This is a genomic window from Neorhizobium sp. LMR1-1-1.1 (genome assembly GCF_040675795.1).
In the GTDB taxonomy this organism is placed as follows: Bacteria; Pseudomonadota; Alphaproteobacteria; order Rhizobiales; family Rhizobiaceae; genus Neorhizobium; species Neorhizobium cellulosilyticum.
In genome coordinates, this window is the sequence record NZ_JBEGHE010000036.1 from 451,751 (window position 1) to 464,579 (window position 12,829).

A 12,829-nucleotide genomic window follows, 5' to 3' on the forward strand; every position below is an offset into this window, starting at 1 on the left:
CAGCCGATCTGATTATGGCAGACGATGCGGATCAGAAGGCCGCGAGCCTCCGTCCGTCCCGTCTGGTCTGGCTGTCAGACCGATGCCTTTGATTGCAGCATCTGCCAGGATTCGTAGGCCGAAATGACGGTTTCCATCTGTGCCGTGTGGCCGGTGATGAAATCGTTGCCGTAGATCGTCTCGTCCGGATATTCGGTGATCAGCGTCAGCGGCACGGTGTGGCGGTCGTCGATCGATGACAGGCAGGGGAAACCGTTGATGATGCGGAAACCCGTTTCGCCGGCATGGGTTTCGTAAAGCGCGATCTGGCGGTTGTTATAGTCGAGAATGCCTGGAATGGCGCCGAGATGCCGTGTCACGTGGTCGAGCATGGCTTCGGCTTGTTCCGTCCAGCCTGCGTGGTGGCGCATCACGAGGAAGAAGCCTTTCGGCAATGTCCACATGGCGAAATTGCGCGGCACGTAACCTGAAAGCGGGCGTGTCCATTCATGAGACGGGTAGCCGTGCAGGTTCACATGCAGTTTCGCGCCGCTGATTTCCTGCGCCTTGAAGCGGATTGCCTTCTCGTTCAGGTGCTCGCCTGAATTTTCGCGGGTGCGGTATTCGAGGTCGTCACCGAGAGCCGTATAACGGGCGGCGTGGTGCATGTGGCGCGGGTTGTCGACGCGCAGGCGCTGGTGCAGCGCGTAACCATCCGGGTTTTCTAGCGGCGAGATGGTGAAATGCGCGTTGGCGCGTTCTTTCAGCACGCGTGCGGCGCGGATGGCGCCGACGATGCCGGTCGTTTCGTTCGGATGCTGGCCGCCGCTGATCATGACGGCCGCTTCGCTGCCCTTGACGTAGTGAGCCTTGAGAATGCGGCCGGAACGGGAATTGGCGGTAAACTCTTCACCACCGATCTCGGCCAGTAGCTTGGCCATCTGTGCGGCAGCCGGTGGTTCGATGGCTGTATCGATCGCCTGTTCCTTGCCGTCGAGGAAACCGGTCGTCAGAGGCCGGGTTTCGACGCGGATGTTGATATCACCAGCACTCTGAATGATTTCCGGCACGATCTGACCGGGCTTCAGGCCACGGTCGCCGAGCGGGCGGCCGGATTTCTTCTGGAAAAATTCAAGCAGCGAGAAGTAGAAATCCTCGTGAAGGGCTTCACGCAGGCTGACGACTTCGTCGCCGACCGGCAGGTCCATGTCTTCGGCTGGGTGCGCGACGCGAATGTTCAGCTCTTCGAAATAGGGTTCGGTGGAGCCCCAATCGTAACCGGCAACCGCGTTGATTGCGCCGTGGAACAGGCGCTCGTAATCGGTTTCCAGACGCTCGCCGGTCGTATCGCCTTCGGCGCGATACCAGCCGGTTGGCGAGACATTGGTTTCGCCTACGACATCTTCGTGGACGCGGTTCGGCACGAGAATTTTCAGCGTTTCGCTCTGGCCATTGCGGGTCAGCGTCACGTCGTAAAAGAACTCACCGTCCTCGCGGGCAATGAATTCGATCTTCGCGTCACCAACGAGCGATGCAAGCGGATAAGCTTCGAGGCGGAAACGGTTTGCCGGGGCATTGGCATGTACCGGATAACGCACCTCGATTTCCGTCACGCCGGTAAGGTCGATCTCTTCCAGAAAGGTGAAGAGAAGCGGCTTGTAGGCGCTGCGGATGCGGGCGGTGATGCCGTTGTCCTTCAGCGCCTGCTCGGTGGCACGGCGGCTTTTTGTATCGTCAAATGTCCAGGCTTCGAAAGCGAGGCCGGGCTTGGCACCGGTGACCAGAGTTTCAAGAGTACGCTCGATTGAAGTCTCGAATATCGTGGTCATGGTGTCATGCCTTGCTGTGTATCGAAGTGTTTATCTTGAGGTGCGACCGGTCGGGTCGAGGCTGTCGCGCAGCCAGTCGCCGAGCAGGTTGAGGCCAAGCACGGTGAGCAAGATGGCGAGGCCCGGGAAGACGCTGACCCACCATGCGGTCTGCAGATAGGTGCGGCCGTCGGCCAGCATGCCGCCCCAGCTCGGAATGGTCGGATCAACGCCGAGGCCGAGGAAGGTCAGGCTGCTTTCAAGCAGGATGTTGTTGGCGACGTTGAGCGTCATCAGCACGATTACCGGGCCGATCAGGTTCGGCAGAAGATGCTGGAAGATGATGCGCCAGTCCTTCACGCCGATGGCACGCGCCGAAAGGATGAATTCACGCTCGCGCAGCGTCAGGACGGAGCCGCGCACGAGGCGGGCATATTGCACCCATTGCGACACGATCAGCAGGATGATCGTGTTCGTCAGGCTGCCGCCGACGATGGCGATGAAGGTGATTGCGAGAAGGATGAACGGCATGGCGAGCTGCAGGTCGGCAAAACGCATGACCAGCATGTCCCAGAAGCCGCGATAGTAACCGGCGATCAGGCCGACCACCACGCCGAAGATGACGGCGCCGATGACGGAGGTGAAACCGACCAGAAGCGAGATCTTGCCGCCGGCAACGACACGGGCCAGCACGTCACGCCCAAGCGGATCGGTGCCGAACGGATGCGCCGCTGACGCAAAGGGCTTTGCCAGACGTGCCATCAGGTCGATCTTGTCTGCGCCACCGGGAAACAGCAGGTCGGAGAACAGCACGGCGAGGCAGATGATGATGGTCAGTGCTGCACCGAGAATAAATTCCAGGTTCGCGAAGCGCGACAGGCGGGAGGTTTTGGAAGCCATGGTCGGTTACTCCGTGCGGATGCGCGGGTCGACGAGGCCATAGGCGATGTCGACCAGAAGGTTGATGCCGACGATCATCAGCGACAGAACGGTGATGACGGCCTGGAGCACCGGGAAATCGCGTGCGCCAACGGCATCGAAGGCTAGCGTACCCATGCCCGGCCAGTTGAAGACGCGCTCGATGACGACGATGCCGCCAAGCAGGCCGCCGAATTGCAGGCCGAAATAGGTGATCAGCGGAATGGCGCAGTTGCGCAGCGCGTGCTTGTAGAGAACCTTGCTTTCGGAAAGCCCCTTGGCACGGGCCACCATGATATATTGTGATTGCAGGGTTTCCAGCATCGACGTGCGCACGAGGCGGACATTGGTCGCTGTCAGGATGACGCCCATGGTGACAGCCGGCATGACATAGCTTGCCCAGCCAGACATGCCGCTTGGCGGTAGCCAGCCGAGCGTGATGGCGAAAAGTAGGACCAGCATGGTTGCCAGCCAGAAATTCGGGAAGGACAGGCCAATTAGCGAGAAGATACGGATCGCCTGGTCAGCGGCCTTGCCGCGCGAGGTGGCGGCCTTGATGCCGAGTGGGATAGACAGCGCGATCGACACGAACATCGAGATGAAGGCGAGCAGCAGCGTGGCGGGCAGGGCGTGGCCGATCAGCAGTGAGACAGAGGTGCCGCCGGAGAAGCTGCGACCGAAATCGAGCGTGACCAGACCCTTGAGGAAGTTGAGATATTGCACGAAGAACGGCTGGTCGGTGCCGAGCGCTGCACGAATGCGCGCAAGATCGTCCTCCGTCATGCTGCCACCGCCCTGAAACATCGTCACTGCCGGATCACCGGTCAGGCGAATGGCGAAGGAGACAACGAGAGTGATGGCGATAACGACGAAGATCGCCTGTAGCAGTCGCTTAATGAGGAAACCGGCCAAGTTCTAGTTCCTAAAAGAGAAGTTCAGCTTCGCCCGCAACGCGGGCGAAGCGATTTGACAGAAAAATCGCCGCGAAGATTATTCGACGGTGACGTCGGTCAGCTTCATGCGGTTGTCCGGAGGCGCGATGAAGCCCTTGACCCGCTTATTGATGCCGAAGATCGCGTTGGTGTTGTAGAGCGGCAGCTCAAGGGCGCGTTCGGATGCATAGGCACCGACTTCCTTGAGGATCTTTTCGCGCTCGGCACGGTCGGTCAGCGGGCGCTGCGATTCCAGCAGCTTGTCCAGCTTTTCGTCCTTGTCGTAGGGGTTCCACTTTTCGCCCGAGTGGTACATCGAATACGCCGTGTTGTCGTAATCGAAGGTCCAGCCGCCCCATTTCTGCTGGAACATCGCGCCGGTCTTGCCCTGCGGGATGATGTCGTTCAGCAGAACGTTGGTTTCGTAAGGTTTGATCGTGGCGGTGATGCCAACCATCGACAGATAGCTGGAAATAACCTGCGCAACTTCGTTCATCGTCGCGTCATTGCCGCGGATGTCGATCTGCAGCGTCGCACCAGCCTTTACGCCGGCTTCCGCCAGTAGCTTCTTCGCACCTGCCGGATCATACGGGATCGCCTTCAGGTCCGGATCGAAACCGAAGGAAAGCGCGCTCTGGAAGCTGGTGATCTCGGAGGCCTGGCCGGCGAGGATCGACTTAACGATCGTGCCGCGATCGACGGCCATGATGATCGCTTTGCGCACCTTCGGATCGGCGGTGATGCCGTCACGGGTGTTGAAACGCAGCGCATCGACGGTCGGGCCGGGAACGGAAACGATCTCAAGCTTGTCGTCGCCCTGGATGACCGGCAGCATGCCGATCGGAATGGTCGGCGGGATGACGAGATCGACGCGGCCGGCCTGCAGTTCGGCAACCGCGGTCGCTGGCTCTGAGATGAAGCGGTATTCGAGTTCCGACAGCTTCGGCGCCCCGCCCCAGTAATCCGGGTTGGCCTGAAGCTTGATGTCGACCTTCGGCTGATAGGAGACAAACTTGAATGGGCCTGTTCCAACCGGGTTAAGGTTGAAATTGTCCTCACCCTTTTCGGTGATGTATTTCGGCGGAACGATCATCGCGCCGTAACCGGCGAGCTTGGTCAAGAGGACCGGATCCGGCGCCTTCAGCTTCAGGTCGACCGTGTAATCGTCGATGACGTCAACGCTTTCGATGGCGATATAGTTGGAACGCTGCGGGCCCTTGGCACCCTGTTCGCCGAGAAGGCGCTCGAAGGTGAACTTGACCGCGGCGGCGTTAAAGTCTTCGCCGTTATGGAATTTCACGCCCTGGCGCAGCTTGAAGCGTATGCGCTTGCCTTCGTCCAGTTCTTCCCAGCTCTCGGCAAGACCGGGAACGAGCTTGAGGTCGGGACCGCGATAGGTCAGGCCGTCAAAGATATTTGTGGCAACCGCCGCCCACTGAACAAGGAACGTGTCGATCGGATCCCAACTGCCCGGATCCTGCGGCGACGAGATGGTCATCTTGCCTGCGGCAAAGGCCGGGGCGGCGGAAAGTGCGGTGCCGGCGAGAGCGAAAGCTACGAACGCCGACGCCAGTCCCCTTTTGAACGTTGTCATTACCTGTTCCTCTTCAGATGCTTGCGATTGTGTCGCGGTTTGTGATCCGGGTTTCTTCAGGCGCTTTTGGCGATGAAATGACCCGGATTGATTTCCTCGTGGGAAAGAATGGCCGGCTCGTCGCCGACGCGACGGACGGGATTTGGAATTTCGCCCTCAATCAGCGCCGTGTTTCGCGATGCCGTCGGATCGGCAACCGGAACGGCGGAGAGAAGGCGGCGCGTATAATCGTGGCTCGGGTTTCCGAACACCTGACGGCGCGAACCCATTTCCATGATCTGGCCGAGATAAAGCACGGCGACGCGATGGCTCATCTTTTCGACAACGGCCATGTCATGACTGATGAACAGATAGGCGAGGCCACGCTCTGCCTGAAGGTCCATGAACAGGTTGATGATCTGCGCCTGGATCGACACGTCGAGTGCCGACAGTGCTTCGTCGGCGATGATCAGCTTGGGATCGGACGCAAGCGCACGGGCGATGCAGACACGCTGGCGCTGGCCGCCGGAGAATTCGTGCGGGTAACGCGAGGCGACATTCGAAGGTAGGCCGACCCGCTCCAGCAGTTCATCGACGCGGCGTTTGACTGCCTTGCTATCGTTGATCAGGCCATGGGTGTTGATCGGTTCGGCGATCGAGAAGCCGACCGTCTTGCGCGGATCGAGCGAGGCGAACGGGTCCTGGAAGATATACTGCACTTCCTGACGCATGCGAAAACGCTCGGCGGCGGACATGGACGAATAGGTGCGGCCATTGAAGGCGATCTCGCCGCCCATGGACGACTGCAGCTGCTGGATCGTGCGGCCGATCGTCGACTTGCCGGACCCGCTCTCGCCCACCAGTGCGAGCGTTTCGCCCGGATGGATGTCGAAGGAAACCTTCTGCACGGCGCTGCAGCGATGGGTGGCCTTGCCGAACAGGTTCTTCTTGATGTCGAAACGAACGAACAGGTCCTTGACCGACAGAAGCGGCTTTTCGTTGTATTTCGCGGTGTCCTGCACGCGCTCTTCACCGACCACGGTCGGTTCGCCATCCTGAAGAACGGTGAGCGGCATGCGCTTCGGGAAATCTTCGCCGGACATGCTGCCGAGGCGAGGCACGGCGGAGAGAAGCGTGCGGGTATAGGGATGCTGCGGGTTGGCGAAAATCTCGTTGACCGGACCTTCCTCGACCTTCTGGCCCTTCCACATGACGACGACATGGTCGGCCATTTCTGCAACCACGCCCATGTCATGGGTGATGAAGACCATGCCCATGCCGAGTGTCTTCTGCAGGTCGCGCATGATGTTGAGGATTTGCGCCTGAATGGTCACGTCGAGCGCGGTGGTCGGCTCGTCGGCGATCAGCAGCTTTGGGCGGCAGGCAAGCGCCATGGCGATCATCACGCGCTGGCGCATGCCGCCCGAAAGCTGGTGCGGGAAACGGTGAAGAAGCTGGGCTGAATCCGGCAGGCGCACCATGTCGAGCAGGCGCTGGGCCTCCGTCATGGCGGCTGATTTGCCGAGCTTTTCATGCAGCATCAGCACTTCGCAGATCTGGTCGCCGATGGTGAAGACCGGGTTGAGCGAGGTCATCGGCTCCTGGAAGATCATGGCGATCTCCTTGCCGCGGATCGACCGCATCTCCTTCTGGGACGCCTTCAGCAGATCCTTGTCGTTGAACATGATGCGGCCGCTCGCGTATTTCGCGCCCATCATGTCGGCAAGTCGCATGGTCGACAGCGAGGTGACCGACTTGCCCGAACCGGATTCTCCGACGACGGCAACGGTCTGGCCGGCCTCGACCGTAAACGACAGATCGTCGACGACGCGGCTGGAACCGAATTCGACGCTCAGGTTTTCGACCGACAGAAGCGGTTTGATGGTTTCGCTCGTGGTCATGTCCGTGTCTCCGGCTTGGCCTGTTCGGTCGTTGAAGGTTTGCCGCTATCGATGCGGGCGATGACGGCGCCTGCCGTCTGTGATGAACCGGCTTCAGCAAGGATGGTGATGGTGCCGGAAACCGGTGCGGTGACCGCCGTTTCCATCTTCATCACGTCCATCATTGCCAGAACTTCACCTTTTTCTACAAGTGCGCCATCGGAAACATTCCAGTGAACGAGAAGGCCGGGCACGGGTGCAATCACCGCACCCGCATCGTTCTCTTGGCTCTTCTTGTCGCTGTTCGAGGTTGCCGAAAGCGGTCCGAGCAGGCGCAGGAAGGCATCCGGAATACCGATTTCCACACGCTTGCCGTCGATTTCGACATGGCTGCGCAGAAGGCCGGCGCTCGATGCCGGGGCAGGGCGGCTTGCGGCTTCGAGCGTTTCGGCAAAGTCGGTCTCGATCCAGCGCGTGTGGACGCGGAAAGTTTCAGCGAAGTCATCATGGGCGATGACTGCGCGATGGAAGGGCAGCACCGACGGCACGCCTTCGATGGCAAATTCGCTCAGCGCGCGACGTGAACGGGCAATCGCCTGTTCACGGGTCGCGCCCCAGACGATCAGCTTGGCCGACAGGGAATCGAACATCGGCGGAATGGCCGAGCCGGAAACGACGCCGGAATCCAGACGCACGCCGGGGCCGGAAGGTGCGGCAAATCTGGAAATCTCGCCGGCAGACGGCAAAAAGCCACGGCCGGGATCTTCCATGTTGATACGGAACTCGATGGCATGGCCGCGGGGTTCCGGCATCGTCGTCACGCTGAGCGGCAGTCCTTCGGCGATGCGGAACTGTTCGATGACGAGATCGAGACCGGTGGTCTCTTCCGTCACCGGGTGTTCCACCTGCAGGCGGGTATTGACCTCGAGGAAGGAGACCACGCCATCGGCGGAGAGCAGGAATTCCACCGTGCCGGCGCCGGTGTAACCAGCCTCGGCGCAGATATCGCGCGCCGCGGAATGGATCTTTTCACGCTGTTCATCGGAGAGGAAAGGCGCAGGTGCTTCCTCGACAAGTTTCTGGTTGCGACGCTGCAAAGAGCAATCGCGGGTTCCCACCACCAGAACATTGCCGAGACGGTCCGCCAGCACCTGCGCCTCGATATGCCGCGGGCGGTCGAGAAACTGCTCGACATAACATTCGCCGCGACCAAAGGCGGCCACCGCTTCACGGGTGGCCGATGAAAACAGTTCCTCGACCTCGCCAAGTTCGCGGGCGATCTTCAACCCACGTCCGCCGCCGCCATGCGCCGCCTTGATGGCGATCGGCAGGCCGAATTTCTTTGCGAAGGCCAGAGCCTCGGCGGGCGAGGAAATCGCGCCATGGGAACCGGCAACCAGAGGCGCGCCCACTTTCTGGGCGATCGCGCGTGCCTTCAGCTTGTCGCCGAGCGCCTCGATAACCTTCGGATCGGGGCCGATCCAGATGAGGCCGGCATCGATGACAGCTTGCGCAAACTCGCTGCGTTCCGAGAGAAAACCGTAACCGGGATGCACGGCATCGGCGCCCGAGCGCTTCGCAATGGCGATCAGCTTGTCGATATCGAGATAGCTGTCTTTTGCGGTCACGCCATTCAGCGCATAGGCCTCATCGGCCAGAGTTACGAACAGCGCGTCGGCATCGGCATCCGCGTAAACGGCAACCGAGGTCAGGCCATAATCCTTGCAGGCCCGGATGATCCGCACCGCGATCTCGCCGCGGTTTGCTATCAGAACCTTTTTCATGGGCATTTTCCTGGAATGAGACGGGGCGCGAAGCGGCTCACCGCGTTGAAGCGGATCTTTGCGCCGACAGGTATCTGGCCGGCGAGATCGAGATGATGGCCGGCGACATTGGCGATGACCGGATAACCGCCGGTCAGCGGATGATCGGCAAGAAACAGCACGGGCTGGCCGCTGGCCGGAACCTGAAGCGCGCCGCGTACGGTGGCCTCGCTCGGTAGCTCGCCGTGGTTGGACCGTTCGAGAGCATCGCCCGACAGCCGGATACCGACGCGGCTGGACTGCGGCGTGACCGACCATTCCTGGGTGAGGAAGCTTTCGACGGCGGAGTTGCTAAACCAGTCGGTGCGTGGGCCCATCACGACATCGAGCACGATGGTTTCTGTGGCGGACGGCATGGCAAAGGCGGGTTCTTCCAATGAAACGAATGTGTTTGCCGGTGCGGTCCGAATGTTGACGATATCACCGACAGCCGGGGCGGCAGGGCCGATCTGCGCCAGCGTGTCTGTCGCCGTGCTGGAAAGCACCGGCGCAACATCAAATCCGCCGCGCAACGCCAGATAGGAGCGCATGCCGCTTTCCGGCGTGCCAAGCGAAACGACGTCGCCGTCATCGAGCGCGATGGCTGTGTGGTGCAGGCCCGAGATTTTGCTGCCGTCAGCGCCGGTGATCGAGATCGGCATCGTAGCGCCGGTCAGTGCCATGACGCTCTGGCCACGCATGCGGAAGCTGAGGCCACCGAGGGTGATTTCCAGTGCGGTTGTGTTTGCCGGATTGCCGACGAGGCGATTGGCGGCCTTGAAGCTTGCCCGGTCGGCGGCGCCCGAAACGCTGATGCCCTGCCCGGCCTGACCCGCACGGCCAAGATCCTGAAACAGGATCGGCAGGCCGATGGAGAGAATTTCGATCGATGCCGTATCGGCTTCTGGCGATACAATCGCCTTGGCTGCGGCAGATCTGGCCGATGTCTGGATCTCGTAGGCCGCATCCTTCGCCATGTCGCGAAACTTGATGCGACTGCCCGGCTGCAGCAGCGAGGCGGGCGTGCGGTCGATATCGAACATCGCGAGCGGCGTGGTGCCGATCAGCTGCCAGCCGCCGGGGCTGGTTTTCGGGTAGATGCCGCTGAATTCGCCGGCCAAACCAACAGCTCCAGCCGGAACCTGCGTGCGCGGCGACTTGCGACGCGGCACGGCAAGGCGCGGATCGCCGCCGGACAGATAGGCAAAGCCGGGCGCAAAGCCGGTAAAGGCGGCGACATAATCGCTTTCACCATGCAGCCGGATGACATCTGCCGCGCTCATGCCGAGAATGCCGGCAACCTCGGCCAGATCCTCGCCGTTATAACGCACTGGAATTTCAACCAGCGCACCAGATGCAGCCTTGCGCTCACCACCGGCTAGGGCCGTGATGGCATCAACCAGTGCTTCCTCGGAGACCGTGTAGGGATCGAACGAGACGAGCAGCGTGCGTGCAGCCGGAATGATTTCGGTCACGCCCTCGATCGGTCTGGTCTTCAGCGCATCGAACAGCGCCAGCGCCTCACCGAGGTCGGCGAGTTCTACGAGAATGCAATCGCCGCGCACCGGCAGGATGCGCATCGACGTGTCTCGGGTCGTGTTCGGCATGACGGGCTGCATGATCGTTCAGGCAATTCCGCTGAAGGCTCGGATGCTGAGGCCCGCCTGCTCGAAAACCTCGCGCAAGCGCTTGGCCATGGCAACGGCACCCGGGCTGTCGCCATGCACGCAGATCGACTGGGCATCGACCTTGGTGAACGTCCCGTCGATCGCCTCGATCACGCCTTCCCTGACCATGCGCACCATGCGCGTGGCAATGAGGTCTGGATCGTGCAGAACAGAACCTTTTTCGCGGCGCGAGACGAGATTGCCTTCCGGTGTATAGGCGCGGTCGGCAAAGGCTTCGGCAACGACAGTCAGGCCGGCTGTGCGAGCCTGAGCGACAAGCGGAGAGCCGGCGAGCGCCATCAGCACCAATGAGGGATCGACAGCGAGGATCGCGTCGATGACGTCTTTGCCCTGGCGGGCATCAATGGCGATCGTGTTGTAGAGCGCGCCATGCGGCTTGACATAGGTGACGCGCGTGCCCGCGGCCTTTGCGAGACCCTGCAGCGCGCCGATCTGGTAGATCACGTCGCCGATCAGTTCCTCGCTGGATGGGTCCATGTTGCGGCGGCCGAAACCGGCGAGGTCGCGGTAGCCTACATGCGCACCGATGGCGACGCCGCGCTCGGCAGCTGACTTCAAGGTCTTGAGGATACCGGCCGGGTCGCCCGCATGAAAGCCACAGGCCACATTGGCGCTGCTGACGATATCGAGCATGGCGGAATCATCGCCCATCGTCCAGGCTCCGAAGCTCTCGCCCAAGTCACTGTTGATGTCGATGGTCGGCATGAAATTCCATCCGTCTTGATAAGTTGACTAAACGCTAACAAAGGCGAACAATACTGTCCAGAGTGTTGAACAATTTTTGTGTAATGCCCTACAAATGATCAATTGCTCAATATTTGCGCAAAAGATGAATTCTGCACGGATAAGTTCGCTTTCTGCCTCTGCCTTCAGTTCATTTTGCTTGTGAGCGGCTTGGAAGCGCATTACCGAAAATGAAAAGCTCGTCCGAAGCGAAAGGGTAAGGCTTGGCTGCACGTAAACCGCAAGGTGATGAAACAGGATACTCAAACCTTGGCGGCAGCAACGCGACAGGATCGCGAGCGGCGGAGCCTGTACAGACGCTGGCCGAAACGGTCGCCGAGCGCGTTCGCGAAAAGGTCATATCGGGCACGCTCACGCCTGGAAGTCACCTTTCTGAAATGGTGCTGTGTGAAGAGCTGCAGGTTTCGCGAAACACGCTGCGTGAAGTTTTCCGTATCCTGACGAAGGAAGGATTGCTGCGCTACGAAGCAAACCGCGGCGTCTTCGTTTCCACGCCGAGCATGTCGACCATCATAGACATCTATCGTGTGCGGCGCTTCATCGAATGTTCTGCACTGGCGCAGGCGCATCCGCGCCATCCGGGTACGCAGCGCATGCGGCTGGCGGTGGATGATGCGCATCGTTGCCGCGAGGCAGGAAACTGGCTCGGCGTCGGGAGCGCCGACATCTCGTTCCACTCGGCGATCGTCGAACTTGCAGACAGCCCGCGCCTATCAAGTTTTTATGCACATATTTCGCTGGAACTGCGCCTCGTCTTCGGCCTGCTTCAGGATCCCGAGTTTCTGCACGGCCCGTTCATCGACCAGAATGGCGAAATACTGCTGGAACTTGAAGCTGGCCGCTCGGGGGCCGCAGCTGAAAAGCTGGAAGCTTATCTGCTGCGTGCCGAGCGCTTTATTCTAGGCGCTTATGCTCGCGTGGCGCCGTCGGCCTAAAATGACGGCTCAGCCGTACCGGTGAGCCAGCTTTGTTGTCTTAGGCTAGACAAGCCCCTTCAGCCCCTCGATTGCCAGCTCGGCAATCATCTCCGGCGTGTTGTCGATATTGACGACAACAACGCCGGCTTCGCTATCAGGTCGCTCCAGTGTCGCGAGCTGGCTTTCCAGAAGACTGGTCGGCATGAAGTGGCCTTCGCGGCTGCCCATGCGCTGGGTCAGCAGCGCCTTGCTGCCATCCAAAAACACGAGGGCCAGCTTTCCGCCCGCCGCCGCACGCAATCTGTCGCGATACGCTTTCTTCAGTGACGAGCATGTCAGGACGATACCGCTTGTCGCGTGATCGGCCAGAATCTCGCCGATGCGATCGAGCCAGGGCCAGCGGTCATCGTCGTTGAGCGGCGTGCCCTTCGACATCTTGGCGATGTTGGCCTGAGGATGAAGATCGTCGCCTTCCTGATAGGGGAGGGACAGCGCTTCTGCCAGACGCATACCGACCGAACTCTTGCCGCAGCCGGCGACGCCCATCACGATGATGGGCCGCCGGAAGGCCTGTGCCTCAGAGGCTGA

General features: G+C 60.7%; 10 protein-coding genes. 1 reads left to right on the top strand and 9 read right to left on the bottom strand.

From position 1 onward, the window contains the following. Positions 1-74: 74 nt before the first annotated feature. The 8 genes from MRBLMR1_RS22435 to MRBLMR1_RS22470 form a co-directional block, all read right to left on the bottom strand. On the bottom strand, positions 75-1,808 hold the full coding sequence (locus MRBLMR1_RS22435) for a M14 family metallopeptidase (protein WP_500066300.1): 1,734 nt from the start codon (positions 1,806-1,808) through the stop codon (positions 75-77). 30 nt (positions 1,809-1,838) lie between these two features. Further along, on the bottom strand, positions 1,839-2,687 hold the full coding sequence (locus tag MRBLMR1_RS22440) for an ABC transporter permease (protein WP_148146653.1): 849 nt from the start codon (positions 2,685-2,687) through the stop codon (positions 1,839-1,841). Between the two features lie 6 nt (positions 2,688-2,693). Beyond that, on the bottom strand, positions 2,694-3,617 hold the full coding sequence (locus MRBLMR1_RS22445) for an ABC transporter permease (protein ID WP_148146652.1): 924 nt from the start codon (positions 3,615-3,617) through the stop codon (positions 2,694-2,696). Positions 3,618-3,695: 78 nt separating this feature from the next. Continuing rightward, positions 3,696-5,231: an ABC transporter substrate-binding protein gene (locus MRBLMR1_RS22450; protein WP_500066303.1), complete on the bottom strand. Its 1,536-nt coding sequence runs from the start codon at positions 5,229-5,231 to the stop codon at positions 3,696-3,698. Between the two features lie 56 nt (positions 5,232-5,287). Continuing rightward, a complete protein-coding gene (locus tag MRBLMR1_RS22455) occupies positions 5,288-7,111 on the bottom strand; it encodes an ABC transporter ATP-binding protein (RefSeq protein ID WP_500066305.1) in 1,824 nt (607 codons plus the stop codon). Then, on the bottom strand, positions 7,108-8,874 hold the full coding sequence (locus tag MRBLMR1_RS22460) for an acetyl/propionyl/methylcrotonyl-CoA carboxylase subunit alpha (protein ID WP_500066307.1): 1,767 nt from the start codon (positions 8,872-8,874) through the stop codon (positions 7,108-7,110). Before MRBLMR1_RS22460 ends, MRBLMR1_RS22455 begins: the two co-directional genes overlap by 4 nt. Continuing rightward, a complete protein-coding gene (pxpB, locus tag MRBLMR1_RS22465) occupies positions 8,871-10,472 on the bottom strand; it encodes a 5-oxoprolinase subunit PxpB (RefSeq protein WP_500066328.1) in 1,602 nt (533 codons plus the stop codon). Before pxpB ends, MRBLMR1_RS22460 begins: the two co-directional genes overlap by 4 nt. A 45-nt stretch (positions 10,473-10,517) precedes the next feature. Continuing rightward, on the bottom strand, positions 10,518-11,285 hold the full coding sequence (locus tag MRBLMR1_RS22470; protein ID WP_148146645.1) for a 5-oxoprolinase subunit PxpA: 768 nt from the start codon (positions 11,283-11,285) through the stop codon (positions 10,518-10,520). 338 nt (positions 11,286-11,623) lie between these two features. Here MRBLMR1_RS22470 and MRBLMR1_RS22475 point away from each other — a divergent pair, with 338 nt between their 5' ends. Further along, positions 11,624-12,259: a GntR family transcriptional regulator gene (locus MRBLMR1_RS22475; protein WP_246436277.1), complete on the top strand. Its 636-nt coding sequence runs from the start codon at positions 11,624-11,626 to the stop codon at positions 12,257-12,259. A 45-nt stretch (positions 12,260-12,304) separates the two neighbouring features. Here the strand turns inward: MRBLMR1_RS22475 and MRBLMR1_RS22480 are convergent, their stop codons facing one another. Then, positions 12,305-12,787, bottom strand: coding sequence for a gluconokinase (locus MRBLMR1_RS22480; protein WP_500066331.1), 483 nt, complete (start codon positions 12,785-12,787; stop codon positions 12,305-12,307). Between the last annotated feature and the right edge of the window lie 42 nt (positions 12,788-12,829).